Here is a 24,913-nt window from a genome sequence, read left to right as displayed (position 1 = left end):
GGCTCCCGCACTGCCATCAGCCACGGAAACCCGCCCCATGATCCGACTGACCGAACTGCGCCTGCCCATCGCGCATGACGAAGCCGCACTGGAACAGGCGGTGGCCGAGCGGCTGGGTGTGGCGCGGGCGGATATTGAAGCCATCACCATCTTCCGCCGCGGTCATGATGCCCGCCACCGGCACCGCGTGATGCTGGTCTATACCGTGGACTGCGCCGTGCGTGACGAGGCCGCCGTGCTTGCCGTCCATGCAGGCACGCGCAACATCATGCCCACGCCTGATACCGCCTACCGTTTTGCGGTGGAGGATGGCCCGGCCCTTGCCGCCCGGCCCGGCTTTACGCGCCCGGTGGTGATCGGGGCGGGGCCGTGCGGGCTGATGGCAGCGCTTGTGCTGGCGCAGATGGGCCTGCGCCCCGTGGTGCTTGAGCGCGGCAAGGTGGTGCGCGAGCGCACGGTCGACACCTTTGCCCTGTGGCGCAAATCCATTCTCAACCCCGAGAGCAACGTGCAGTTTGGTGAAGGCGGCGCGGGTACCTTCTCCGATGGCAAGCTGTACAGCCAGGTCAGCGATCCGCGCCATTATGGCCGCAAGGTGCTGGCCGAATTCGTGCGCGCGGGCGCCCCGCCCGAGATCGAATACCTTTCGCGTCCGCATATCGGCACGTTCCGCCTCGTGTCGATGGTCGAGCATATCCGCGCCGAGATCGAGGCGCTGGGCGGTGAATACCGCTTTGGCGCGCACGTAACCGAATTCGTGACCGGTGATGATGGCGCAGGGGGCAGGCGCATCCGCGCGCTGCGCCTGGCGGATGGCGATGAGATTGCAGCCAGCCATGTGGTGCTGGCCATCGGCCATAGCGCGCGTGACACGTTTGGCGCATTGCACGAGGCAGGCGTTGCGATGGTGGCCAAGCCGTTTTCCATCGGGGTGCGCATCGAGCACCCGCAATCGGTCATCAACACCGCCCGCTATGGCCAGCCCGAGGCCGTGCCGCTGCTGGGGGCTGCGGATTACAAGCTGGTGCACCATGCCAGCAACGGGCGTGCGGTCTACTCCTTCTGCATGTGCCCCGGCGGCACGGTGGTGGCCGCAACATCCGAGGTGGGGCAGGTGGTGACCAATGGTATGAGCCAGTATTCCCGCGCCGAGCGCAATGCCAATGCGGGGCTGGTGGTCGGCGTAACGCCGGAGCGCGACTACCCCGGCGGGCCGCTTGCGGGCATCGCCTTCCAGCGTGAGTGGGAGCGCCGCGCGTTCGAGGCCGGTGGCGGGGCGTATTTCGCACCGGCGCAGACGGTGGGCGACTTCCTTGACGGCGTGGCCTCCACAACGCTTGGCGCTGTCGTGCCATCCTACCGCCCCGGCGTGACACCGACCGATCTTGCAACCTGCCTGCCGGACTTCGCCATCGCAGCCATGCGCGAGGCGCTGCCGCATTTTGACAGCAAGCTGGCAGGCTTTTCCATGCGCGATGCGGTGATGACAGGGGTGGAAACACGCACTTCCTCCCCGCTGCGCATTCCGCGCGGGGTGGACGGGCAGGGTATCAACCTGCGCGGGCTGTTCCCGGCAGGCGAGGGGGCGGGCTATGCCGGGGGCATTCTCTCGGCGGGCATTGATGGCATCCGCATTGCCGAGGCGGTGGCCCTGTCGCTGGCGGGGCGGGATGTGGAGCAGGCGCTGCATCGGGGCATGACCCATGCCACCGAGGCGCAGTAAAGAAATAAGAACAGAATTTTCGAGGTGCTGCCTTTTTTCAAAAAAGGCGGCGTTCTTCGAAGCTTTTTGCAAAAAGCTTCACCAAAAACTTTTATCTGTTTTGTCCTGCTTACAGGAACGAGACCGGATCAATATCCACGTCAATCCGCGCTCCGCGCTCGGGTTTCACGCGGCTGAGCCATTCACGCATGATGGGCTGCACCGCAATATTGCGCCGCGCGCGCAAAAGCAGCCGGTGGCGGTGCCGCCCGCGCAAAATGGCCAGAGGTGCCGGGGCCGGGCCCAGCACCTGCACGCCATCAAGCCGCGGCGCGTTCTGCCCAAGGGCGCGGGCGGTCAGTTCGGCGGCATCAGGTGTTTCGGCGCTCACGATTACGGCGGCAAGCCTGCCATAAGGCGGCCAGAAGCCGGGGCGGCGCTGCTCGGCCTCCTGCTCCATGAAGCTGCCGAAATCACCTGAAACCAGCGCCTGCATGACCGGATGGTCGGGCACGTAGCTCTGCAACAGCACCCGGCCCGGCGCCTCCGCGCGGCCCGCGCGGCCCGCGACCTGATGCAGGAGTTGCACCGTGCGCTCCGAGGCCCGCAGGTCGCCGCCGCCAAGGCCGAGATCGGCATCGACAATGCCAACAAGTGTGAGATGCGGAAAGTGCCAGCCCTTGGCCACGATCTGGGTGCCGATCACAAGGTCCACCTCGCGCCGGGCAATGCGCTCGACGGCAGCGGCGGTGGCGGCGGGGCCGCTGAGCGTATCACTCGCCATGACCAGAATCCGTGCATCGGGAAAGGTGGCGCGCGCCTCCTCCGTTATGCGCTCCACGCCGGGGCCGATGGGGGTCAGGCTGTCGGCATCGGCGCATTTGGGGCAGGTCTGGGGAATAGGTTCGTCATACCCGCAATGGTGGCAGGTCAGGATATGGCGGGCGCGGTGCTCAACCAGCCATGCGGTGCAGTTGGGGCACTGCATGCGGTGGCCACAGGTGCGGCACAGCGTGAGTGGTGCGTACCCCCGGCGGTTGAGGAACAGCATGGCCTGCTCGCCCCGGCCGATGGCGTCGTTGATCGCGCCGGTCAGCATGGGCGAGAGGAACAGCCCGCGCTCGGGCGGGTCGGCGCGCATGTCCAGCGTTTGCACCACCGGCATGGTGGCGTTGCCGTGGCGGGCATTAAGCTTGAGGTGCCGGTAGCGGCCCGCGCCCACATTGGCCAGGCTTTCAAGGCTGGGCGTGGCCGAGACCAGCACGATGGGGGCTTTGCTCATGCGCGCGCGCACCACCGCCATGTCACGCGCGTGGTAGGTTACGCCATCTTCCTGCTTGAAGGCGGTCTCGTGCTCTTCGTCAACAATGATCAGCCCAAGCTGGTCGAATGGCAGGAACAGCGCCGAGCGCGCGCCCACCACCACGCGGGCCGTGCCGTCGGCCACCGCGCGCCATGTCACCCGCCGCAGCCTTGCCCCGAGGTCGGAATGCCACAGCGCGGGTTCCGCGCCAAAGCGGCGGGCAAAGCGCCCGGTCCACTGCGCCGAGAGCGCGATTTCAGGCAGCAGCACCAGCGCCTGCTTTCCGGCCTCAAGGCAGGCGGCGATGGCCTCCATGTAAATCTCGGTCTTGCCAGATCCAGTCACACCTTCCAGCAACGTGATGGAAAAGCAGTCTTCGGCCACCCTTGCCCGCAATTCGGTCGCCACCTCTTCCTGGTTGCCACCCAGCGTGGGCGGGCAATGCGCGGGATCGGGTGTGGCGAAGGGTGGCGGGGGTGTGATTTCAACCGCCTGCAGCGCACCCGCCTGCGCCAGCCCGCGAATGACGGCAGCCCCTACGCCTGCCCGGCGGGCCAGTTCGGCGGCGGCCAGCGCAGGCCCGGCGGCAGCAATATCAAGCACCTTCTGGCGGGCAGGCGTGAGGCGGAGGTCGGCGGGCAATGTGGGCGCAGGGGTGTAGCCCGTGCTGGGCTTGGGCAGGGCGGCTAGCGCATTGGCCCGCAGCGCCATGGCCAGCACCATGCCTGGCGGCGAGAGGGTATAGGCGGCCACCCAGTCCACGAACTGGCGCAGCTGCGCGGGTAATGGCGGCAGGTCGAGGCGGGCGGCTACGGGCTTGAGGCGGCTGGTGGCGACTTCCTTGGGGAGCGGCGGCCTGAATTCGGGCGGCAGGTTGGGGGAGGCATCCCAGATCACGCCGGTTTCGGTGCGGCGGCCGAGCGGCACGCTTACGATATCACCGGGGCGGGCGGCGGCCAGGCGGGGCGGCAGCAGGTAGTCCAGCGGCCCGGCAAAGGGCAGGGTGAGCATGACCCGCACGCGCCCGTCAGGGGCGGGGGGCAGCAGGTCCGTCTGGGTGGGGTTGCGATGCGGCATGTGTTTTTCTACCGTCAGGCAGCGCCTGTGTCTTGTCCCTCCATGAGGCATGGCGCATCCATCGCCCCGATAAGATATTATTTTGAGGCAAACCATTGAGAACAGGTGATAAAACTTTTTGGGTGTCGCCTTTTTTCAAAAAGGCGGCATGCTTCGGGGCTTTTTGAAAAAAGCTTTACCAAGAACGTCTTTCAGTCAGGGAAAGGGACGCGGCATGATGGCAACCGAGGCACGCGATGCCTTTCTGCAGTGGATGCAGACCGAACGCCGGGCTTCTCCCCTCACGCTCGCAGCCTATCGGGGCGATCTGGACCGCTTTCTGGCCTTCCTCATGGGGCATCTGGGCGCGGAACCCGATCTGGGTGCGTTGGCAGGGCTTTCGCTGGCGGACCTGCGGGCCTGGCTGGCCCATGAGCATAAAGCCGCCCTGACCGGCAGGCGTGCCACCACGCAGGACCGCGCGGCGCGCACGCGGGCAAGGCGGGTCTCGGCGCTGCGCTCGTTCTACCGCTACCTTGCCCGCTACCACGGGGTGGACAACCCGGCTCCTGCCCTGCTGGCAACCCCGCGCACCCGCCGCCCGCTCCCCCGCCCGCTGCCAAAGCCGGATGCGCTTGAAGTGCCCGAAGGCGTGGCCGACATTGCCCATACCCCCATGGCGCAGGTGCGTGACGGGGCGCTGTTCATGCTGCTTTATGGCTGCGGGCTGCGTATTTCGGAGGCGCTGGGGCTGGATGTGCGCGATTTCGATCAGGCCGCCAGCTTTGGCAACCCGGTGCAGGGCGATGGCGTGCTGCGTATTCGTGGCAAGGGCGGCAAGGAGCGCATGGTGCCGGTGCTGCCGCAGGTCATGCAGGCGCTCAGGCGGTGGCGCAATACCCACCCGCTGCCCCAGCCCGATGCGCCGCTGTTCGTGGGCGTGCGTGGCGGGCGGCTGCAGGCAGGCATTGCCCAGCGCGCCATGCGCACGTGGCGGCACATGGCAGGCCTGCCCGAGCATGCAACCCCGCATGCGCTGCGGCATTCATTTGCAACGCACCTGATGGAAGGCGGGGCCGACCTGCGCGTGATACAGGACCTGCTTGGCCATGCCAGCCTGTCCACCACCCAGCGCTATACCCTGGCGGATGAAGCGCGGCTGATGGATGTCTGGACACGCGCCCATCCGCATGCCACCACCGATACCCCGCCCGATACTGCCCCATGAACAGGAAAATCCATGCCTGAGCGGTTTGCCTACCCCCCCATCGACCCCTACGACCACGGCTGGCTTGATACGGGGGAGGGGCACCGCGTTTACTGGGAGCTGTGCGGCAACCCCGAGGGCATTCCGGTCGTGTTCGTGCATGGCGGCCCCGGTGGCGGGTGCTCGGCATTCCAGCGCCGCATGTTCGACCCCGCGCGCTACCGTATTTTGCTGTTCGACCAGCGCGGCTGCGGGCGTTCCACGCCGCATGCCTCGCTTGAGCACAACACCACATGGCACCTCGTGGCCGATATGGAGCGCCTGCGCGAACTGACCGGCGCCGAACGGTGGATGGTGTTCGGTGGCTCATGGGGTTCCACGCTGGCGCTGGCCTATGCACAGACACACCCCGAGCGGGTGACGGCGCTGGTCATGCGCGGCATCTTCACCCTGCGCCGGGCGGAACTGCTGTGGTATTATCAGGAAGGGGCTTCATGGCTCTTTCCCGACCAGTGGGAGCAGTTCATCGCCCCCATCCCGCCCGAGGAGCACGGCGACCTGATTACGGCCTATAACCGCCGGCTGACCGGCCCGGACTCCGATGAGCGCATGAAGGCTGCCATTGCCTGGAGCGTATGGGAAGGCCGCACCATCACACTGCGCCCGGCACCCGATACCGCCATCCGGCACGGTGACCCCCGTTACGCGCTGGCCTTCTCGCGCATCGAGAACCATTATTTCATCAATGCCGGATGGCTGGAGGAGGGGCAACTGATCCGCAACGTTGACCGCATCCGCCACATCCCCACCATCATCGTGCAGGGGCGCTATGATGTGGCGACCCCCATGCGCACGGCGTGGGACCTGCACCGCGCCTGGCCGGAGGCGGATTTTCAGGTCATTGATATTGCGGGGCATGCCATGACCGAGCCCGGCATTCTCGAGGCCCTTCTCGCCGCGACCGATACCATGGCGGAGCGCCTGGGTTAGTGGCGGGGCGCACTACCCTGCTGGCCATTATAGGGCTGGCCTGTGGCCTTGGTGTGGCCCACAGTGCCATGGCCGCCCCTGATGCCGCGCGGCTATGCAACCATGAGCGCGTGGCCCAGGTGCCGCTGCGCGATGATGGGGGTTACCTCTCCATCGTAATCAGCATTGCAGGCCACAGCCTGAGCGCGCTGGTCGATACCGGCTCGGATGGCGGGCTGCTCACGCCCGAGATGGTGGGCTACCTGCGCCTGCGCCTCGACCCCGATCATGAAACGGTAGTGCATGGCACGGGCGGGGTGGCGCAGGCCACGCCCAACGCCATCGTGCCCGATCTGCGGGTGGGCGGTGTGGATTTTGGCGCACGCTCCGTGCCGGTGGGCGAACTGCCCGGCCAGCCCATGATCCAGCCGCCCGTGGCGGGGCTGCTCGGTGGCGATATTCTCTCGCGCTTTGACCTCGACATGGACGTGCCCGGCGGCACGCTGAGCCTGTGGAACATACAGCACGGCTCGCTTGCCTGCGCCCCCCCGCCCGCGTGGGATGGCCCATATGAAAGCCTGCCCCTGCGCCGGCAGGACAACCGCTTTCTGCTTGACGTAAAACTTGATGGCAGGCCGGTTACAGCCCTGCTTGATAGTGGCGCGCGTTCGCGCATTGTCTCGCCTGATGTGGCGCACCGCGCGGGTGTGGCCCAGTCACAGCTTGAGCGCGACCCCGGCGGTGTGACCGCCAGCGTGGACGGGCACAAGGACATCTATCACTGGCACCGCTTTGGCAGCCTGCAGGTGGGCCACGAGCTTGAGCGCAATGTCACGCTGACCGTGGCACCCTTGCGCGAGCACCTTGAAATGCTGCTGGGCTCCGACTGGTTTGCAAGCCACAGGGTGTGGATATCCTACGCTACCAGCCAGGCTTTTGTCCGCCCCGCGCATTAGAGCGTGTTGTCCGTTCATTCCTGTTACGGTTGAAACAGGCTGGACGGCTGCGAGGCAGATTGATTTCAGTTTGTCGTAACGCATTGCGATGACTTTGAACGGTCTGAGCCTGGCAAAAAAACGCTCAATAAGCGGATCGGCGTCATAAGCCTTATTGGCGATAAAGAGTGCGGGTTCGACTACATTCCGCACCAGTGCCGCTTCGGTGATGTCTGCCTTCTGCCCCTGTGTCAGGGAAAGAACCGCAGCCTTTTCCGCAGCATCGATTATTACATGGTTTTGGGTTGTCAGTCCGCCACAGGGTTCTCTGGTGCTCTGTCTGATCTGCGATCCTTTTTTGCTGTGCATTTGTCATATTTCCCAGGAAACAGAGAAAAACATCACAAAACACGCAGGAGTACAAAACCCATGGTTAGGGCGTTAACTGACGGTACACCCTACGGACTCTTCATTTTCCCAACATGAAGTGTTATCATGAAGGATAACAGGAATTGCTTCACGAAATATAAATTTGGTGGAATATGATAAATTTTACAACAAAAGATAAAAAAGTATTTATCATACTTAATATAATAGGAATGTTTTATATATTACCGTTGATTCTGAGTAATGTTTATTATGTAGATGATTACAGACGTTCCCTCGGTTATTATTATGAGTGGGAACAGGCTGGTCGGCCTCTTGCTAATTTTTTCATGTTTTTATTAACTGATTCATGGCAAGGCATTGATATATCCCCGATGCCTCTTCTTCTTTCCTTGCTCCTTCTTTCTTTTTGTGGCATAATAATTAACAATAGAGTATTTAAAAATTATGAAGTGCAGAAAAAGATAATTATATCTTTGCCAATATTGATAAATCCTTTTTTTCTTGGCAACCTTTCTTTTCGGTTTGACTGCTGGACCATGACAATAGCGCAATTTATGTCTGCTATTGCGGCAACCACTTTTAGAAAAAAGACAATATCAGATTGCATTATAAGAATATCTCTGCTTACAGCAATCCTGTCTACATATCAGGCATCATTAAATTTTTATATTTCCATATGTTTTTTAATTATGATTGTAGATCTGCTAAACGGATCTAAATTCCGGGAAAGTTTAATTTGTTTTATTATTGACTTCTTTTTGATGATGGTTTCTTTTGTAATATATAAATTATGCATCATACATTTCATAAATTTCAGTTCTTATGGTGAATCTCATAGTTCATTCATACATATGAATAAATTTTTCTTTAAAAATATATTTATCAATATAAATATTTTCTTCCATTTTATATGTCAGATGCCACGCATTTATTTTTTATCAATTGTTTCTCTCATTTTTATTTCCATAATTTTTCCTTATAATAAAGGTCCTGTCTCAAAAACAAAATCCAGAATGATAATTATCACAGGAATTGTTTTTTTTGCATTTAGCACGCCAGGGTTATGCCTGCTTCTAGAAAATCCAGTCATGGAATATCGAACCTTGCTCGGGTTCCCTGTGCTTGTAATGTTTTTATTTTATATTGCCATTAACTCAAATGTAAAATATTTAAAAAATTTGATTATTTTTCTTAATTTATTTTCTGCAACTTCTACATGCTACGCTTACGGGAATGTTTTATATGCACAAAACCTGTATAGGGAAAATTTTGCAGGCCATATTTTCAATAAGTTATTAGAAAATGGATATAAGAAAAGTGACAAGATCTTTTTGATTGGTCGAGAACCCATATCTCCCGCCAATGTCTTCGCGATTAAATCAAATCCTGCCTTACGAAACCTGATTCCCATCCAACTCGGAAACAGTAAATGGGGTTTGTTTGTCTTTGCCAAATTAGGGGCAGGGCTTACCCTTCTTGGTCCGGCTGAACAGGAATTGGCAAAAGAAAGTATAATTGGAATGAAGCCTGTTTACTCTGATTTCCGGTTCTCCCTATATAAAGAAAAACAATATTACATTATTGATATAAATGAGTAAAAATAGTATAAATATTAATTTCGTTTAATTTATAATTTCAATGTTTTTCAGGATATTTCTCATGGTTGGGGCGTGTCGTCAGTTAACGCACTCGCCATGAGCACTCCCTTCCGGCCCGTCATCGCCGATTCCGTCGCCCCATAGGATATGATCCGGATCGAGAACCAGACATTTTCTGGTTATCCCCGCAGGCCGCGAAAAGGCACTCCGGTAGATCGCCATAAAATGCCGCGGCCATGGCGTGCATGTCCTGCTTGGCGCGATGCCAGAGCCATCTGGTCGTGCCATGTCTCGATGTCATCACGGGAAATCATGGCATCAACTGACAGAAGAAGCATATTTCATGCCGTAACCTGTCATTGAGTCACGTTATTGCCGCACTGCGGCTACACGGGAGCCTGTGCTCAGGACTGCCTGGTATTGCGGGAAAGACAGGAAGAAAGGTTTGCTGGATGACGGGGGTGCCGAAGGGGTCCTGTGCCGTCTTCCATGTCCGGCGCAATGGGCCAGAAATTTCGCCCGGGCCACCCGCAGGTGGCCCGGGCAGGGTCTCAGCCCTTGAGCTTGGTGTTGCAGATGCTGTAGTAGCCGCCGCCTTTCTGGATCCAGCGCAGGCCACCATTGGCGTTTGTGGCCTTGTTGGCGTTGTACTGGTCAAGGCAGGTGTGCAGGCGGCCCTTGCCTGCGGGTTCCTTGCTGTATTTGTCAGCCACGGCGGTGGGCATGGTGGCCGAGGTGGCGATTGCGGGCGCTGCGGCCCTGGCTGCCGCCGGTGCGGGCAAAGGGGCTGCGGCAGGGGCCGGGGTTGCGGGCTTGGCGGCCTCGGGGGATGCAGCGGTCGCCGTGTCGGTATCGCACTGCGCGGCCTTGAATTCCTTGTAGGACTGCGTGCCCAGCGTGCCTGCCGTGCGGGCCGCCGTGAATTTGGCGTGGCACGCCTTGGACGTTTCACGCGCCTGCGCAACTCCGGTGGAAAGGGCAAGCGTCAGGGCGCAGGCAGTGGTGAGGGTGATGCGGAATGATATGGCCATGGGGTCTGGTCGGTCCTGAAATGATGTATGAAAAAAGTAGGGGTTTTACAGCGCGCTGTCGCCCGTCTCGCGCGTGCGGATGCGGATGACGCTGTCAAGCGGGGAGATGAAGATCTTGCCATCGCCGATCTTGCCGGTATGGGCGGCTTCCAGAATCGTCTCGACTGCCTGCTCCACAAGTTCGTCGGTCACGGCAACCTCGATCTTGATCTTGGGCAGGAAGCTGACATGGTATTCCGCCCCGCGATAGATTTCGGTCTGGCCCTTCTGGCGACCGAAGCCCTTGACTTCCGATACGGTCAGCCCCTGAATCCCCAGCGGGGTCAAGGCCTCACGCACATCGTCGAGCTTGAAAGGCTTGATGATGGCTGTGACAAGCTTCATCGCACCGCGTCTCCATTCTTGCTGTTCCGGCCGGTTGACCGTGGGTGAACTAAGGTAACCGCTTCGTCTATACCCTGATCGGGTGATGCATGTCATCCGCCTTCACGCCATGCATCTGGCATGTGCGCTTGTGCGTTGCCCCTGCTGGGGAGTAAATCCGTGTGGCCTGCCCCGTTGCCCGGGGGGCCCAGAACAGGAAACGAAATGACCGCGAACATGACAGCCACCACTATGCCCGAAACCCTTGGGGTTGATGTCTGCATCGTGGGGGCGGGTCCGGTTGGCGCCACGCTGGCCTGCCGTCTGGCAACTGCGGGCCTGCAGGTCGCAATCATCGACCGCGCGGCCCTGCCGCCCATGGAGCACCCGGCCTTTGATGGCCGCGCCTATGCCATCGCCGCAGGCTCGCGCCGCCTGCTTGAGGAGGCGGGCGTGTGGGCCCGCCTGCCCATGGAGTCGTGCGACATCAACGAGATCCGCGTGACCGATGGCAGGCCCGGCCAGCCGCCTTCGCCCCTGTTCCTGGAATTTGGCAGAGCGGATGCCGACCAGCCCTTCGGCGCCATGATCGAGGCCCGCGCCCTGCGCGTGGCGCTCAACGCCGCCCTCCACGCAACGCCGGGGCTACATGTTTTCGCCCCTGATGAAGGCCGCGTGACCCGCACGCCCGAAGGTGCTGTGATCCACACCACCAGCGGCCGTACCATCAACGCCCGCCTCGTAGTGGCCGCCGAGGGCCGTCGCAGCCCGCTGCGTGACCAGGCCCGCATCACGGTTACCCGCATGCCCTACAACCAGTGCGGCATCGTGTGCGCCGTAGCCCACGAATTCCCGCATGAAGGCCGCGCGCTGGAGCATTTCCTGCCCGCAGGCCCCTTTGCCCAGCTGCCCATGGCAGGCAATGAGCAGCATCCGAACCTCTCCGCCCTGGTCTGGACCGAGAGCGAGAAGGTGGCCCACCGTCTGGCCGACCTGCCGCATGAGACCTTTACCCACGAGATCCGCCGCCGCATGGGCGATGAATGGCTGGGTGCCGTGACACCCGTGGGCCGGCGCTGGGTCTATCCGCTTTCCGCGCAATACGCGCAGCGTTATATTGATACCCGTCTGGCGCTGGTGGGCGATGCGGCTCATGGCATTCACCCCATTGCGGGGCAGGGGCTCAACCTTGGTTTCCGTGACGTGATCGCCATGGCCGATATTCTGGCGCAGGTGCATGCGGCGGGCGGCGATGTGGGCGCGCCCGACGTGCTGCGCCGCTATCAGGCGCGTTGCAGGCCGGCCAACATGCTCATGCTGGCTGCAACCGATGCGCTCGAGCGCCTGTTTGGCAACGATAACCCCGTGCTGCGCCTGGCGCGCGACGTGGGGCTTGCCACCGTCAACCGCATCACGCCGCTGCGCCGTAGTTTTGCCCGGCACGCCATGGGGCTGTGAACGCCTGTCTGCCAGCCATATGACAACCGCTCATCGGACGGAACGGACCGATCATGCCTGAAAACCCCCCTGCCACCCTTTCGCTGAAGGACCGCGCCAGCCCCGTCCTGCCCCCCACGCTGGGGCCGATCGATCCCGCCATGCTGTGGCGCGAGATCGTAAGCGGCGCATGTGGCTGCAACGACCCGCTGGTCAAGGGGCTGCTGGCTACGGGCATCCGCAATCACGGCTCCTTTCGCGGTGCGCTCGCGGCCCTGCTCGGGCGCAAGCTGGGCGACCGCTCGGTGGCGGACGACGCGCTGGCCGAACTGGTGACGGAAGTGTTCGAGGCTGACCCCGATATCGTCAACGCCGCCGCGGCCGACCTCGTGGCCATCCGTGAGCGCGACCCGGCCACGGCGGAATATGTAACACCCTTCCTGTTCTTCAAGGGCTACCACGCCGTGCAGAGCCACCGCGTGGCGCACTGGCTGTGGCATAACGGGCGCAGCTATCTGGCGCTGCACCTGCAAAGCCGGTGTTCGGAACTGTTCGGGGTCGATATTCACCCCGCAGCCCGGCTGGGGCGGCGGGTTCTGTTCGACCATGGCACCGGCATTGTCATTGGCGAGACCTCGGTGCTGGAGGATGACGTGTCGCTGCTGCAGGGCGTGACCCTTGGCGGCACCGGCAAGAATGTAGGCGATCGCCACCCCAAGGTGCGCCGGGGCGTGCTGATCGGGGCAGGGGCCACCATTTTGGGCAATATCGAGATTGGCGAGGGGGCCAAGGTGGGGGCGGGGTCCATCGTGCTTGAATCCGTCTCGCCCTACACCACGGTGGTGGGTAACCCGGCCCGCGTGGTCGGCACGCGCCATTCCAGCCTGCCTGCCTTCACCATGGACCAGATGCTCCCGCCGATTGATTACATTATCTGATGACCGAATTCGTTTTCAGGCCGCATGTGGCCATTATTGGCGGTGGCCCGGCGGGCCTTGCCGCAGCCGAGATCCTGTCCGGGCGGGGCTGTGCGGTGAGCGTGGTCGAGCAGATGCCTACCATGGGCCGCAAGCTGCTCATGGCCGGACGCGGCGGGCTGAACCTGACCCATTCCGAGGATGCAGCAGCCTTTGGTGCGCGCTATGGCGCAGCAAGGCCGATGATGCAGGCTGCCCTGTCCGCCTTTGGCCCGGCCGATATGGTGAAATGGGCCGAAGGGCTGGGTCAGCCGTGTTTTACCGGCAGCAGTGGCCGGGTGTTTCCCCGCGCCATGAAGGCCTCGCCCCTGCTGCGTGCGTGGCTTGAGCGGCTGGCCGCGCGTGGCGTGCGGCTGCTCACCCGCCACCGCTGGCTTGGTTGGGATGAAGCGGGCCGCCTGCACGTGTCCGGCCCCGGCGGAGTGGTGAGCTGGCGGGTCGATGCCACCGTGCTGGCCATGGGCGGCGCAAGCTGGGCGCGGCTGGGGTCTGATGGCGCATGGCGCGAACGCCTTGGGGGGCTTGGTGTTGATGTCACGCCGTTCGCGCCCGCCAATTGCGGGTTCGTGACCGGATGGAGCCCGGCCTTTCGTGAGCGGTTTGCGGGCACGCCACTGCGCGGCATCGGCCTTGCGCTGGAAAATGGGCCGGGCGTGCGCGGCGAGGCAGTGGTGACCGATACGGGAATCGAGGGCGGCGCGGTCTATGCGCTGTCAGCCGCCATTCGCGAGCGGATTGCCCGGACGGGTCACGCGCGCCTGCTCATTGATCTGCGCCCGGCCCTTGACCCCGGCGAGGTCACTACGCGCATCGCCCGCGTGCGGGCGCGTGAGAGCCTGTCCAACACACTGCGCAAGGCGTTGAAGCTTTCCCCCGTTGCGGTGGCGCTTATGCGTGAAGGCGGTGATGGACCGCTGCCGCGCGCACCGCAGGCGCTAGCCGCACGGGTCAAGGCGGTGCCGGTTGATGTGAATGCCCCCGCCGCGCTGGACCGCGCCATATCGGTAGCCGGCGGCATAGCGTGGCCTGCGCTTGATGCGCATTTCATGATCCGCGCACTGCCCGGCGTGTTCGCGGCAGGTGAGATGCTGGACTGGGAGGCACCGACCGGCGGTTACCTGCTGCAGGGCTGCATGGCCACGGGCCGCATGGCGGGCGAGGGCGCATGGGCGTGGTTGCAGGACTCGCGGCGCGAGCGGTATCCGTCAGCGCCATGAGTGTTGCAATCACGATTGGCGAGCGCCGCGGGGCTGTTGCGGGCGATGGCCCGGTGACGATGGACCTGGCCGAACTGCTTTCCACCCGCCTGCTGGTGCAGGGCAATTCCGGCTCGGGCAAGTCGCACCTGCTGCGCCGCCTGCTTGAGCAGTCGGCGCGCATGGTGCAGCAGGCCATCATCGACCCCGAGGGCGACTTCGTCAGTCTGGCCGAGCGCTTTGGCCATCTGGTCATTGATGCCGCCGAGCATACCGAGGCGGCCCTGCAGGCGGCGGGCGAGCGCATGCGCATGCACCGCGCCTCGGTCATCCTGAACCTTGAGGGCGTGGATGCCGATGTGCAGATGCGCCGTGCCGCCGCTTTCCTTGGCGGCATGTTCGAGGTCCCGCGTGATTACTGGTACCCCGTGCTGGTGGTGGTGGATGAAGCCCAGCTTTTTGCGCCAGCCGCCGCGGGCGAGGTGTCGGATGAGGCACGCCGCGCCTCGCTCGGTGCCATGACCAACCTCATGTGCCGTGGCCGCAAGCGTGGGCTGGCAGGCGTGATCGCCACCCAGCGCCTGGCCAAGCTTGCCAAGAATGTCGCGGCCGAGGCCTCGAACTTCCTCATGGGCCGCACTTTCCTTGATATCGACATGATGCGCGCTGCCGACCTGCTGGGCATGGAACGGCGGCAGGCCGAGAGTTTCCGTGACCTTGAGCGCGGTTATTTCGTGGCCCTCGGCCCCGCCGTGTGCCGCAGGCCGCTTGCGGTCAAGATTGGCCCGGTCGAGACCGAAAGCCGTTCCGCAGGCCCCACGCTCATGCCCTTCGAGCCGGTACCCGCGGGCGATGAGATCCGTGAACTGATCCTGACCCCGGTGCCCGAGCGTGAACTGCCCGCCCGCCCGCCGCGCCATATCAGCCCGCCGCCCGATATTCTCTCGCAGCTTGCAGCCCATGCCGAGACCGCGACGATGGAGGCCGAAACCGCCGCACCCGAGGCTCCGCCGGTCGATGCGGCAGCGCTCAGGCTGCGCTTTATCGACATCCTGACCGATATATTGCGCGATGAGGATGCAGGCTTCCGCCCTGTGCATGTGCTGTATCAGGATTTTCTGGTGCGCTGCCGGATCGAGGGCATGGGGCGTGACGCGCTCGACATGCCGCGCTTCCGCCGCCTGCTGGCAGTCGCCCGCGCGGGCGTGGATGCCACAACGGTGGAAAGCGATGACTGGCGGCAGGCCGAACAGATGGCTGCCGTGCTGCCCGATGACATACAGGGCATTTTCCTGCTCATTGCACGCGCTGCGCTGCATGGGGAGCCATGCCCGTCCGACAGCCTGATTGCGCGGACCTACGGCACCCACTCGCTCGGCCGCGCCCGGCGGCAGCTTGCCTATCTTGAGGAGCAGAACATGATCGTGCTCCGCCATGACGGGCTGGGTCGCCGGAGTGCCGCCATCATCGGCCCCGGCTGGGAAACCGCGCCCGCTTTGCCTGAGGGCGGCTAATCATAAAGAAGTTTTTGGTAAAGCTTTTTTAAAAAAGCTCAGAAAGAACACCGCTTTTTTTTGAAAATATGCGACTGCGGGCCAGTCAAACAAACTGGCATGACCAGCGCCATGCCCCATCAGGCGCGCGGAAGAAATAGGCCATTTGAACTGCCCCGGGTTTACCGGAGAGCGATTTGTTCAGCGCTCAGGCTGCGATATCAAGTCTGCTCTGATCTGCATAGAAGGCGCGTTCGGCTTCGGCGGGTGGCCTGTAGCCGATTGGCGCCAATAGGCGTCGATTATTATACCAGTCCACCCATCTGAGTGTTTCCCATTCGACCTGCACCATGGATTTCCATGGCCCCAGATGATGGATAACTTCGGCCTTGTATAAACCGTTGATCGTCTCCGCCAGTGCATTATCGTAACTGTCACCGACCGTGCCGACCGAGGCATCGATGCCAGCCAGCGCCAGGCGTTCGGTATATCGGATCGACAGATATTGTGAACCACGATCCGAGTGATGGATCAGCGCCTTGTTTCCCGAGGGCTTTCGTTGCCAGATGGCCTGTTCAAGGGCGTCGAGCACGAACTGGGTGGTCATGGAGGTCGAGACCTTCCAGCCCACGATCCTGCGGGCGAACACATCAATGACAAACGCCACATAGACCATGCCATTCCGGGTCTGGACATAGGTGAAGTCCGAGACCCGGAGCTGGTTGGGAGCCTCGGCCCGGAACTGCCGGTTGACCCTGTCATCGGGACAGGGACGCGCCGTATCCGGACGGGTCGTGATGACCTTCCTGCCCCGGATCACCCCCTTCAGGCCCATCTGCCGCATCAGGCGCTCGACAGTGCAGCGCGCGACCTTCCGTCCTTCACGCTGCAGGCTGTGCCAGACCTTGCGCGCACCATAAACACTACGGTTGTCGTGCCAGATCCGACGGATATGCGCCATCAGATCCCTATCACATTGTGCTCGTATGCTGGCTCTGGCCGGATCTCTCGCTATGGCCGCCTGATGATAAAACGTGGAAGGGGCAATCGGCAGAACGCGACAGATTGGCTCGACCCCATAATCGGTACGACAGGCTTCAATAAACGCGATCATTTGCGAAACGGGCGGTCGAGCTCCGCCTGCGCAAAATAAGCCGAAGCTTTCTTGAGGATCTCATTGGCCTGACGCAGTTCACGAACCTCACGCTCCAATGCCTTGATCCGTGCCGTCCCGGCTGTGGTCGGTCCCGGTTGTGCACCAACATCTCGCCGCGCCTGCTTCCACCAGTCGTGCAGGCTGTCTCCCGAACAGCCAAGCTTGCCACCAATCTCCCGACAGGCTGCCGAAATGCTCGGGTAATCCGATCGATGTTCGTCCAGAAGGCGCACGGCGCGCTCACGGAACTCAGGCGAATAACGCGATGTTTTCTTCTTCTCTACCATAGGGTTCATCCTCCGAGAGTTTTACTCTCCGGTAAACCCGGGGCAGTTCAATTCCACTCTTTCCCCCGGATGGCCTATGGCCCTGCAGAACCATGACGTGGCCGGGTCGGATGGCGGGCGGAAGCCGCCTGCGGTGGCGACCGACGCCGGGCGCGAAGCTGATCAAGGCATTTGCCGGCGGCTGGGGTCATGGTTGTTGTACATTGATGAAGAAATAATAGAAGTTTTTGGATTCTGACTTTTTTTTGGAAAGACAGCGTTATTCGAGGCTTTTTGAAAAAATATTCACCAAAAAATTTTTATTGAAATGAAAAACACAATTCGTCCGGGCAATAAAAAACCTGCCTTCTTGCGAAGGCAGGTTTTTTACCTGTCAGCCAGTCACGCTGTAATCAGCGCTTCCACCAGCCCGTGCGGCGGCGGGGAGTCGCTTCCGCTTCGGTCGAAGCCGTCGGCTCTGCCGCTGCGTCCGTTGCCGGGTCCGCTGCTGCGTCTTCCGCCTTCTTGCGGCGGCGCGTGCGGGTGGCCGTGGCCGTGGTGGTAGCCACCTTACGGGTGGTGGCCCGCTTGCGCGGCGCGGGCTTTGCCGGTGCGGCTTCCGCCGTCTCGGCTACTGCTTCCGCCGGAGCTTCCACGGCCTCGGTGGCAGCAGGCTCGGCCTTCTTGCGGCGTGCCGGGGCACGGCGGCGCTTGGGGGCCTCTTCCGCAGCCGGGGCTTCGGCTTCCGCTTTCACGGGCGCTTCAGCCGCTGCCTCGGTGGCCTCATCTGCCTTGGCAGCCGTCTTGCGGGTGGTGCGGCGGCGCGTGGTGGCCGTCGTCGTGCCCGTGCTCCGGCTTGCCGCCCGCTTGCGTGCGGGTTTGGCGGGTGCGGCTTCCTCGGCAGGGGCCGTTTCTTCCGCAGCGCTGGGGGCAGCCGCCTCGGCCGGGGTTTCTTCCGGCGTCTTGGCGGCGGCCTTGGTGCGGCGGCTGCGCGTGGTGGTGGCCGTGCTGGCGCGGCGGCGGCGCGGCTTGGGCGCTTCCTCCACGGGTTCCGCAACGGCTTCCACAGCCACCGGCTCGGCGGGAACTGCTTCGGCTTCCACCTCTGGGGCTTCGGCCACTGGCGCGCTCACTTCGGCTTCCGCTTCTGCCTGCGGGGCCTCGGTGGTGGCTTCCGTTTCCACCGGGGTGCGGCGGCGCGTGCGGCGGCGGCGGCGCGGCCTGGGCGCTTCCTCTTCTTCCACCACGGCAACGACCGCAGGCTCGGCTTCCACAACCTCCTCCACGATCTCGGCAGGGGCCGTGGTCTGCTCGATCACGTCAAAGATGTCGATGATCGGGTCACCATACGGGTCAGCCGGGGTGGGGCCACGATAGACTTCACGCGGCGCGGGAGCAGGCACGGGGGCCGGTTCCTCGGCTACAGGCTGCTGCGTTTCGCTCGTCTGCTCGGGCGTGGTGGTGGCAGCGGAACCACGACGGCGGCGACGGCGGCGACGGCGGCGATGGTCGGTGCCCGATGCGATATCTTCGTCCTCTTCCGTGCTGGCCGGGGCTTCCGGGGCAGCGTCCGCTACTGGCGGCTCGGCCTGTATCTGGATCTCGCGCACGGTGCTGCTTTCGGCCGGGGCGTGCGTGATGGCGGCAGGGGTCTCGAAGCGGGCCGTCTGCTGGCGCACGCGCTCGATCTTGCACTCGGGCGGCTGCAGCGTGGCATCGGGTGCGAACACGACCTGCATCTTGTGCCGCGTCTCGATTTCCGAAAGCCAGGTGCGCTTGTTGTTGAGGATGTAGAAGGCGACCTCGGGTGCGACCTGCACGGTAATTTCCGCGGCCTTGCGCTGCATGCCTTCGTCCTCGATCGCGCGCAGCACGTGCAGCGACGAGCTTTCGATCCCGCGCACGATGCCGGTGCCCTGGCAGTGCGGGCAGGGCATGAAGGCGGATTCGGCAATGGAGGGGCGCAGGCGCTGGCGCGACATTTCCAGCAGGCCGAAATGCGAGATCTGGCCCACCTGGATGCGCGCGCGATCGGTGCGCAGGGCATCCTTGAGCTTGCGCTCGACCATGCCGTTATGCTTGCGGCTTTCCATGTCGATGAAGTCGATCACGATCAGGCCGGCCAGGTCACGCAGGCGCAGCTGGCGGGCGACTTCCTCGGCAGCTTCGAGGTTGGTGCGCAGCGCCGTTTCCTCGATGTTGCGCTCACGCGTGGCGCGGCCCGAGTTCACGTCGATCGCGACCAGTGCTTCGGTCTGGTTGATGACCAGATAGCCACCCGACTTGAGCTGCACGGAAGGCGAGAGCATGGAATCGAGCAGCCCCTCAACCTTGTAGTGCGAGAACAGGGTCTGCTCGTGGTCCTGCCACAGGCGAACCTTCTGTGCGTTCTGGGGCATGAGCATGCGCATGAACTCGCGTGCCGACTTCCAGCCCGGCTCGCCATCAATCAGGATCTCGCTCACCTCGCGCGTGTAGATATCGCGGATGGCGCGCTTGATCAGGCTCGCTTCCTCATAGATCAGGGCGGGCGCAACCGATTCCAGCGTGTGCTGGCGGATGTCATCCCACAGGCGCAGCAGGTATTCGCAGTCACGCATGATCTCGGCGCGCGGGCGCTGGGCGCCGGCGGTGCGCACGATCATGGCCATGCCGCGCGGAATCGACAGCTCGGTGATGATGTCGCGCAGGCGGCGGCGGTCGGCCACCGAGGTAATCTTGCGCGAAACACCGCCCCCGCGCAGCGAGTTGGGCATGAGCACGCAGTAGCGGCCTGCAAGCGACACGTAGGTGGTCAGCGCCGCACCCTTGTTGCCGCGCTCTTCCTTGACCACCTGCACGAGCAGGATCTGGCGGCGGCGGATGACTTCCTGAATCTTGTAGTTGCGCAGGAAGCGGGCGATGCGGCGCTGGGCCTGGGCTTCATCGCCGGTATCGTTCTCGCCGCCTACGGTTTCGGGCTCGTCGCCTTCGTCACCCGCGGGGGTTTCGGCTTCGTCCTCGGCGCGGGGGGCGTCCTCTTCCTCGTCATCACGCGCGCGGCGTTCTTCTTCCGCGCGGCGTTCCTCCTCCTGCAGCGCGAGCAGCTTTTCGCGGTCGGCTACGGGGATCTGATAATAATCGGGATGGATTTCGCTGAAGGCGAGAAAGCCATGGCGGTTGCCGCCATAATCCACGAACGCAGCCTGAAGGCTGGGCTCTACTCGGATAACCTTGGCAAGGTAGATGTTGCCCTTGAGCTGCTTCTTGGAAGCGGCTTCGACATCATAATCCTCAAGGTGGTTACCATCCATCACGACCACGCGGGTTTCTTCCGCGTGGGTCGTGTCGATCAGCATGCGTTTGCTCATAAATAGGCGCACTCCGGTGTGTCACGCTCCGGCATCCGGGCTGCGCGCGAGTCGTGGCGGCAGGAAGGGCGGGGGAGCGGACAAAAGCATGATTGAAAAAGCCGTGACTGAAATCGGACAGGAGACCACCGCGCGCCGCGCGGGCGGACAGGCCATGCGCCACGACCGGATACGGCATGCTTGTGCCGTCCGTGTTCGGGCATGGTGCCATCGCATGGGCGCAATGGGTCCGCGTGATGTCCAATCCATCCTCGGTCCTGGCTGGGGAGGGCGCGGCCCGGCCTGATTGCCGGGGCGTAACCTTCCGTATCGACTGGTATGCCATCCGGTTTCCTGTCGATAGGGAACACCGGCGCGGCTGCCTCAGGTCGTGCGTGGCATGTGCCCCCACGCCGTAACGTGGCCGGTAAGCATACCGGTAAGCGCATGTCGCGCATGCATGATGCATGCCGGATGGAGTTTTTAAAGTCATGCCTGCTGGCATCTCGCCCTATCAGGCATGCCGGCAGGGCAGCCAGACCGGGCGCGGTCCATCACGGCTGGGCAGCATGACGCAATGCGGCCCTTCCTGCAAGGGGCTTGCGTTTATCCCGCTGACGAAGGGCGTGGATGGTGATAAGGAAAAGGATACATGAACCCGCAACCGTCTTCACCGGAACCCGATGCATGACCACTGGCTGGCCTGATGGAAACAAGGCGGGCCTGACAGCGCGCAGGCCCGACCCCGTGCTACCGCGCCGCACTGTTGTGGCGGGGCTGGGCGTGCTGCTGCCCGGCAGTGCGCTGGCACGGGTGGCGCCCCAGGTGCCCGCCCACGTGCATGCGGCCGCTGCCGCCCATCATGCCGCCGCCCACCCGCTGCACGCGCCCGCCATCGTGGGGCGTGCGGCGCCGCCAAAGCCGCTGGTCATGCTCGACCCCGGGCATGGCGGCAAGGACCCCGGCGCCATCGGCATTTCCGGCACCTATGAAAAGCATGTGGCTGAAGCCGCAGCCAGCGAGCTGCAGCGCCAGCTTGAGGCCAGTGGCCGCTACCGCGTGGCCATGACGCGCGTCGATGACCGCTTCATCCCGCTCGAAGGCAGGGTGGATATCGCGCACAGCCACAAGGCCTCGCTGTTCATTTCCATGCATGCCGATGCGCTGACCAACCGTGCGGTGCGCGGGGCCAGCGTCTATACGCTGTCCTCAAAGGCGTCAGATCGGCAGACGGCCATGCTGGCGCGCACCGAAAACAGCGCCGACCGCTATGGCGGCCCCCACGTGCATGCGGACTCGCCCGAGGTGCAGGAAATCCTCGCAAGCCTCGTAACCGAGGAAACCCGCCACGGCGCCGCCCACATGGCCAGCAGCATCGTCTCCTCGTTCCGTCCGCGCATCGGGCTGTTGCAGCATCCTTCGCGCCATGCCTCCTTCGTGGTGCTGAAATCGGCCGATATCCCTTCCGTGCTGGTCGAGATGGGCTTCATGTCCAACCACATGGATGAAGCAGCGCTCAGGCAGGCCGCCCACCGCATGGTGGTGGCAGGGGCCATGGTGCAGGCCATTGACCGTTATTTTGCCACCGACAGCATGGTCACCCATGCCACGGGCTAGGGCATGCTTTTCGGGTTGCAATCACGTTGCGGGGCTGTATTGTGCCCGGCATGGTAACGACAGCGCACATCGTGGGGATCGGATCGGGCGCATACGCGCGCCTTTCCGCGCGCGCATGTGCCGCGACGGGGCTCCTTCGTCTTCGACTTATCCGCCCCTGAGCGATCAGGGCCGGCCTGCGTGCCGGCGCGCCCAGGGGATTGATCGGAGCGGCCATGCAGCCGCGCGAACACGAACAGACAGGCCGCATGCGCGTGCCGTCGCCCGTCCCATATCAGGACCAAGTCCGAGGTTATTACCATGAGCATCGACCATCCTTCCTTTGGCCGCATCGACCCCAATCGCATCATCATCTTTGACACGACGCTGCGTGATGGCGAGCAGTCGCCCGGTTTTTCCATGAACCTCGCCGAGAAGCTGCGCATGGCCGAAGCGCTGGAAGAACTGGGCGTGGACGTGATGGAGGCGGGTTTTCCCGTGGCCTCGAAAGGTGATTTCGACAGCGTTTACCAGATTGCCCAGAAGGTGAAGAACACCGTTGTGTGCGCGCTCGCACGCAGCGGTGGCAAGAACGACATCGCCAGCGCGGGCGAGGCGATCAGGCCCGCAAAGCGCGGGCGCATCCACAACTTCATTTCCACCTCGCCGCTGCACATGAAGTACAAGCTGCGCATGGAGCCCGAGACGGTGCTCGAAGTGATCGAGGCCGGCAACCGCGCTGCCCGCCAGTTCACCGATGACGTGGAATGGTCCGCCGAGGATGGCTCGCGCACCGAACCCGACTTCCTGTGCCGCTGTGTCGAGACCGCCATCCGCGCGGGTGCCACCACCATCAACATCCCCGATACGGTGGGTTATTCCACCCCCGAGGACATGGCCCGCATCTTTGCTGACCTGCGTGCCCGCGTGCCGGGGGCCGATGGCGTCATCTTCTCCACCCACAACCATAATGACCTCGGCCTGGGGGTTGCCAACACCATCGCGGCGCTGAAGGCGGGTGCGCGCCAGGTGGAATGCACCATCAACGGCATTGGCGAGCGTGCAGGCAATGCTGCGCTGGAAGAGATCATCATGGTGCTGCGCACGCGCCATGACGTGCTGCCCTACACCACCGGCATCCATACCGAACGCCTGCTGCGCACCTCGCGCATGCTGGCCACCATTACCGGCTTTGACGTGCAGCCCAACAAGGCCATCGTGGGCCGCAACGCGTTCGCGCATGAAAGTGGCATCCATCAGGATGGCATCCTGAAGAACGCCGCCACCTACGAGATCATGACGCCCGAGAGCGTGGGCTGGACCCGCTCGTCGCTGGTGCTGGGCAAGCATTCGGGGCGGGCGGCCTTCCGCGACAAGCTCAAGGCGATGGGCTACGACAAGCTGGAAGAAGAGCAGTTCAACGAGGCGTTCGCCCGCTTCAAGGATCTGGCCGACCGCAAGAAGGTCATCTACGACGAGGATCTGGTGGCGCTGGTTGATGATGAAGTGCGCGATCATGCCCGCATCCGCTTCATCTCGCTGGATGTAACCGCAGGCTCGCGCCGCCCCGCCACCGCCGATCTGGTGCTGGAAGTCGATGGCGCGCGCCGCGAAGGCCATGCGGAAGGGCAGGGGCCGGTCGATGCCGCGTTCAACGCCATCCGCGCCATCGTGCCGCATGACGCGACGCTGCAGCTGTATTCCGTCGGTGCCGTGACCGAGGGCAGTGATGCGCAGGCCCGTACCTCCGTGCGGCTGGAAGAAGATGGCAAGCTGGTCGATGGCCAGGGTGCCGATGCCGATACGCTGGTCTCGGCCGTGCGGGCCTATGTGCATGCGCTCAACAAGCTGCTGGTCAAGCGCGACCGGGCCGAGCCTGCCGCCCTCGAAGCCTGAGTGGAGAAAAGCTTCTGGTGAAGCGTTTTTTCAGAAAGCTTCGTAAAACGCTGCCATTTTAAATAAAAGGCATCACTCCGGATGCCGCCATAACGCCCCGCCGTGTCATGTCACGGCGGGGCGTTGTGTCATGGGGCTCAGTAGCCGCCTTCGCCTTCATAACCCTGCTGCGGGTAGCCACTTTCCTGCCCGTAGCCATAGGGCTGGGCATAGCCACCCTGCTGCTGGCCGTAATAGCCGCTCTGGTCATATCCGCCCTGGCTGTATCCGCCTTGGCCATATCCACTCTGGCCATACGCCCCTTGCCCATACCCGCCCTGCTGGGGGTAGCTGGGGGTGGCGTAGCCGCGCTGGTTTCCATAGCCCGCGCGCTGGCCCGCAGCCTCGGGGCAGCTCTGCGGTCCGTAGCCCGGTGGCAGCACACGGCCGCCTGCACATACGGTGGAAGGTGCCTCGCCACGGGGGCGGTTGCGCGGCGTGGTGCCAGCGCCGATGGCAGCGCCCCCCGCCGCTCCGGCCAGCGCGCCAATGGCGGCACCCTGGCCGCCGCCCGCCAGCCCCCCGATCAGCGCGCCGCCGCCCGCGCCGAGCAGGCCGCCGCCAATGGCGCGCTGGCCGGGGTCGCGCGTGTCCTCGCATGCGCCAAGGCCAAGGCACAATGTCGCCGCAAGCAGCAGTGCCGGGCGAATGGTCATGCGGGGCGATGAAGTCTTCATGTAGGTTTTTCCGCTTTTATGGCGGGCGATGCCACGATGGCCCGCTTTCCGCCTGGTACAGGATTATAGATGAAGCGGCGAGGGTGGTTTGACCATGACTAAAGAGGGGCAATTTGTAACAATCCGCCCGGCTGTGAAGATTTTAATAAATTAAAACTCACTCGCCTCTTGCCCCTGCCTGCATGCGCCGGTAATCCCTCGACCATACCCAGACGGTTTTCGACGTGACGCAGGTATGCCATGAGGGCATGCGGTGCCGCCGGTCGGGAGATGGACGGTCCTGTCTGGTGGTTGTTG

General features: G+C 62.9%; 20 protein-coding genes and 1 other annotated feature. Of the genes, 14 read left to right on the top strand and 6 right to left on the bottom strand.

Features of this window, described 5'->3' with window-relative positions; translation table 11 throughout:
- The first annotated feature begins 37 nt into the window (after nucleotides 1-37).
- Nucleotides 38-1,723 carry an NAD(P)/FAD-dependent oxidoreductase gene (locus FMA36_RS03170; RefSeq protein WP_159260760.1) on the top strand — a complete coding sequence of 562 codons (1,686 nt, stop codon included), beginning with the start codon at nucleotides 38-40 and terminating at the stop codon, nucleotides 1,721-1,723.
- Between the two features lie 109 nt (nucleotides 1,724-1,832).
- On the opposite strand, the gene FMA36_RS03165 is transcribed toward FMA36_RS03170, so the two are convergent.
- Nucleotides 1,833-4,082 carry a primosomal protein N' gene (locus FMA36_RS03165; RefSeq protein ID WP_159260758.1) on the bottom strand — a complete coding sequence of 750 codons (2,250 nt, stop codon included), beginning with the start codon at nucleotides 4,080-4,082 and terminating at the stop codon, nucleotides 1,833-1,835.
- 214 nt (nucleotides 4,083-4,296) lie between these two features.
- Here FMA36_RS03165 and FMA36_RS03160 point away from each other — a divergent pair, with 214 nt between their 5' ends.
- From FMA36_RS03160 to FMA36_RS03145, 4 genes are all read left to right on the top strand, one after another.
- Nucleotides 4,297-5,289, top strand: a complete 993-nt coding sequence (locus FMA36_RS03160) for a tyrosine recombinase XerC (RefSeq protein ID WP_159260757.1) — start codon at nucleotides 4,297-4,299, stop codon at nucleotides 5,287-5,289.
- A 12-nt stretch (nucleotides 5,290-5,301) separates the two neighbouring features.
- Nucleotides 5,302-6,258, top strand: coding sequence for a prolyl aminopeptidase (gene pip / locus FMA36_RS03155; protein WP_159260755.1), 957 nt, complete (start codon nucleotides 5,302-5,304; stop codon nucleotides 6,256-6,258).
- Nucleotides 6,259-6,326: 68 nt separating this feature from the next.
- A complete protein-coding gene (locus FMA36_RS03150) occupies nucleotides 6,327-7,193 on the top strand; it encodes a retroviral-like aspartic protease family protein (protein ID WP_159263553.1) in 867 nt (288 codons plus the stop codon).
- Nucleotides 7,194-7,714: 521 nt separating this feature from the next.
- On the top strand, nucleotides 7,715-9,160 hold the full coding sequence (locus tag FMA36_RS03145) for a glucosyltransferase domain-containing protein (RefSeq protein ID WP_159260752.1): 1,446 nt from the start codon (nucleotides 7,715-7,717) through the stop codon (nucleotides 9,158-9,160).
- Between the two features lie 551 nt (nucleotides 9,161-9,711).
- Here the strand turns inward: FMA36_RS03145 and FMA36_RS19665 are convergent.
- On the bottom strand, nucleotides 9,712-10,191 hold the full coding sequence (locus tag FMA36_RS19665; protein ID WP_159260751.1) for a hypothetical protein: 480 nt from the start codon (nucleotides 10,189-10,191) through the stop codon (nucleotides 9,712-9,714).
- Between the two features lie 45 nt (nucleotides 10,192-10,236).
- A complete protein-coding gene (locus FMA36_RS03135; RefSeq protein ID WP_061274536.1) occupies nucleotides 10,237-10,575 on the bottom strand; it encodes a P-II family nitrogen regulator in 339 nt (112 codons plus the stop codon).
- Nucleotides 10,576-10,779: 204 nt separating this feature from the next.
- On the opposite strand from FMA36_RS03135, the gene FMA36_RS03130 reads away from it, so the two are divergent.
- The 4 genes from FMA36_RS03130 to FMA36_RS03115 all read left to right on the top strand — a co-directional run bounded on the left by FMA36_RS03130 (nucleotide 10,780) and on the right by FMA36_RS03115 (nucleotide 15,678).
- Entirely contained in the window at nucleotides 10,780-12,012 is a 1,233-nt protein-coding gene (locus FMA36_RS03130) for a UbiH/UbiF/VisC/COQ6 family ubiquinone biosynthesis hydroxylase (RefSeq protein ID WP_159260749.1), read from the top strand.
- A 140-nt stretch (nucleotides 12,013-12,152) separates the two neighbouring features.
- Nucleotides 12,153-12,929 (top strand): serine O-acetyltransferase, encoded by a 777-nt coding sequence (cysE, locus tag FMA36_RS03125; protein ID WP_240906544.1) that lies wholly within the window; start codon nucleotides 12,153-12,155, stop codon nucleotides 12,927-12,929.
- On the top strand, nucleotides 12,929-14,185 hold the full coding sequence (locus FMA36_RS03120; RefSeq protein WP_159260745.1) for a TIGR03862 family flavoprotein: 1,257 nt from the start codon (nucleotides 12,929-12,931) through the stop codon (nucleotides 14,183-14,185). The genes cysE and FMA36_RS03120 overlap by 1 nt, the downstream gene beginning before the upstream one ends.
- Nucleotides 14,182-15,678, top strand: a complete 1,497-nt coding sequence (locus FMA36_RS03115; RefSeq protein ID WP_159260743.1) for a helicase HerA domain-containing protein — start codon at nucleotides 14,182-14,184, stop codon at nucleotides 15,676-15,678. The genes FMA36_RS03120 and FMA36_RS03115 overlap by 4 nt, the downstream gene beginning before the upstream one ends.
- Before the next feature lie 187 nt (nucleotides 15,679-15,865).
- On the opposite strand, the gene FMA36_RS03110 is transcribed toward FMA36_RS03115, so the two are convergent.
- Nucleotides 15,866-17,100 (bottom strand): IS3 family transposase gene (locus FMA36_RS03110; protein WP_159260742.1). Its coding sequence is split into 2 segments (ribosomal slippage): nucleotides 15,866-16,806 and nucleotides 16,806-17,100, totalling 1,236 coding nucleotides; the frame shifts between segments, so codons are not numbered across the junction.
- Nucleotides 16,697-16,813: a sequence feature (AL1L pseudoknot), on the bottom strand. (Overlaps the previous gene by 117 nt.)
- Nucleotides 17,101-17,176: 76 nt before the next feature.
- Here FMA36_RS03110 and FMA36_RS03105 point away from each other — a divergent pair.
- The gene (locus tag FMA36_RS03105) at nucleotides 17,177-17,338 is read left to right on the top strand and encodes a hypothetical protein (RefSeq protein ID WP_159260740.1); all 162 of its coding nucleotides are present in this window, start codon (nucleotides 17,177-17,179) and stop codon (nucleotides 17,336-17,338) included.
- Between the two features lie 154 nt (nucleotides 17,339-17,492).
- On the opposite strand, the gene FMA36_RS03100 is transcribed toward FMA36_RS03105, so the two are convergent.
- Nucleotides 17,493-20,429: an Rne/Rng family ribonuclease gene (locus FMA36_RS03100; protein ID WP_159260738.1), complete on the bottom strand. Its 2,937-nt coding sequence runs from the start codon at nucleotides 20,427-20,429 to the stop codon at nucleotides 17,493-17,495.
- Between the two features lie 176 nt (nucleotides 20,430-20,605).
- On the opposite strand from FMA36_RS03100, the gene FMA36_RS03095 reads away from it, so the two are divergent.
- The 4 genes from FMA36_RS03095 (at nucleotide 20,606) to FMA36_RS03085 (ending at nucleotide 23,900) form a co-directional block, all read left to right on the top strand.
- Nucleotides 20,606-20,827 (top strand): hypothetical protein, encoded by a 222-nt coding sequence (locus FMA36_RS03095; RefSeq protein ID WP_159260736.1) that lies wholly within the window; start codon nucleotides 20,606-20,608, stop codon nucleotides 20,825-20,827.
- 72 nt (nucleotides 20,828-20,899) lie between these two features.
- On the top strand, nucleotides 20,900-21,064 hold the full coding sequence (locus tag FMA36_RS19120) for a hypothetical protein (RefSeq protein ID WP_167517986.1): 165 nt from the start codon (nucleotides 20,900-20,902) through the stop codon (nucleotides 21,062-21,064).
- Between the two features lie 31 nt (nucleotides 21,065-21,095).
- Nucleotides 21,096-22,025 (top strand): N-acetylmuramoyl-L-alanine amidase family protein, encoded by a 930-nt coding sequence (locus FMA36_RS03090; RefSeq protein ID WP_159260734.1) that lies wholly within the window; start codon nucleotides 21,096-21,098, stop codon nucleotides 22,023-22,025.
- A gap of 300 nt (nucleotides 22,026-22,325) precedes the next feature.
- Nucleotides 22,326-23,900: a 2-isopropylmalate synthase gene (locus FMA36_RS03085; protein ID WP_159260733.1), complete on the top strand. Its 1,575-nt coding sequence runs from the start codon at nucleotides 22,326-22,328 to the stop codon at nucleotides 23,898-23,900.
- Between the two features lie 137 nt (nucleotides 23,901-24,037).
- On the opposite strand, the gene FMA36_RS03080 is transcribed toward FMA36_RS03085, so the two are convergent.
- A complete protein-coding gene (locus FMA36_RS03080) occupies nucleotides 24,038-24,616 on the bottom strand; it encodes a hypothetical protein (RefSeq protein ID WP_159260731.1) in 579 nt (192 codons plus the stop codon).
- Nucleotides 24,617-24,913: the final 297 nt, after the last annotated feature.

This window comes from Komagataeibacter xylinus, from assembly GCF_009834365.1.
In the GTDB taxonomy this organism is placed as follows: Bacteria; Pseudomonadota; Alphaproteobacteria; order Acetobacterales; family Acetobacteraceae; genus Komagataeibacter; species Komagataeibacter xylinus_D.
The sequence above is the reverse complement of the archived record's forward strand: the minus strand, read 5'-3'. Positions and strand labels throughout refer to the sequence as shown.

Excerpts from the sequence above, each read along its gene's own strand:
- FMA36_RS03170 (WP_159260760.1), top strand. The coding sequence starts at position 38 with ATGATCCGACTGACCGAACTGCGCCTGCCCATCGCGCATGACGAAGCC.
- FMA36_RS03165 (WP_159260758.1), bottom strand. The coding sequence starts at position 4,082 with ATGCCGCATCGCAACCCCACCCAGACGGACCTGCTGCCCCCCGCCCCT.
- FMA36_RS03160 (WP_159260757.1), top strand. The coding sequence starts at position 4,297 with ATGATGGCAACCGAGGCACGCGATGCCTTTCTGCAGTGGATGCAGACC.
- pip (WP_159260755.1), top strand. The coding sequence starts at position 5,302 with ATGCCTGAGCGGTTTGCCTACCCCCCCATCGACCCCTACGACCACGGC.
- FMA36_RS03150 (WP_159263553.1), top strand. The coding sequence starts at position 6,327 with ATGGCCGCCCCTGATGCCGCGCGGCTATGCAACCATGAGCGCGTGGCC.
- FMA36_RS03145 (WP_159260752.1), top strand. The coding sequence starts at position 7,715 with ATGATAAATTTTACAACAAAAGATAAAAAAGTATTTATCATACTTAAT.
- FMA36_RS19665 (WP_159260751.1), bottom strand. The coding sequence starts at position 10,191 with ATGGCCATATCATTCCGCATCACCCTCACCACTGCCTGCGCCCTGACG.
- FMA36_RS03135 (WP_061274536.1), bottom strand. The coding sequence starts at position 10,575 with ATGAAGCTTGTCACAGCCATCATCAAGCCTTTCAAGCTCGACGATGTG.
- FMA36_RS03130 (WP_159260749.1), top strand. The coding sequence starts at position 10,780 with ATGACCGCGAACATGACAGCCACCACTATGCCCGAAACCCTTGGGGTT.
- cysE (WP_240906544.1), top strand. The coding sequence starts at position 12,153 with ATGCTGTGGCGCGAGATCGTAAGCGGCGCATGTGGCTGCAACGACCCG.
- FMA36_RS03120 (WP_159260745.1), top strand. The coding sequence starts at position 12,929 with ATGACCGAATTCGTTTTCAGGCCGCATGTGGCCATTATTGGCGGTGGC.
- FMA36_RS03115 (WP_159260743.1), top strand. The coding sequence starts at position 14,182 with ATGAGTGTTGCAATCACGATTGGCGAGCGCCGCGGGGCTGTTGCGGGC.
- FMA36_RS03105 (WP_159260740.1), top strand. The coding sequence starts at position 17,177 with ATGGCCCTGCAGAACCATGACGTGGCCGGGTCGGATGGCGGGCGGAAG.
- FMA36_RS03100 (WP_159260738.1), bottom strand. The coding sequence starts at position 20,429 with ATGAGCAAACGCATGCTGATCGACACGACCCACGCGGAAGAAACCCGC.
- FMA36_RS03095 (WP_159260736.1), top strand. The coding sequence starts at position 20,606 with ATGCTTGTGCCGTCCGTGTTCGGGCATGGTGCCATCGCATGGGCGCAA.
- FMA36_RS19120 (WP_167517986.1), top strand. The coding sequence starts at position 20,900 with ATGCCTGCTGGCATCTCGCCCTATCAGGCATGCCGGCAGGGCAGCCAG.
- FMA36_RS03090 (WP_159260734.1), top strand. The coding sequence starts at position 21,096 with ATGACCACTGGCTGGCCTGATGGAAACAAGGCGGGCCTGACAGCGCGC.
- FMA36_RS03085 (WP_159260733.1), top strand. The coding sequence starts at position 22,326 with ATGAGCATCGACCATCCTTCCTTTGGCCGCATCGACCCCAATCGCATC.
- FMA36_RS03080 (WP_159260731.1), bottom strand. The coding sequence starts at position 24,616 with ATGAAGACTTCATCGCCCCGCATGACCATTCGCCCGGCACTGCTGCTT.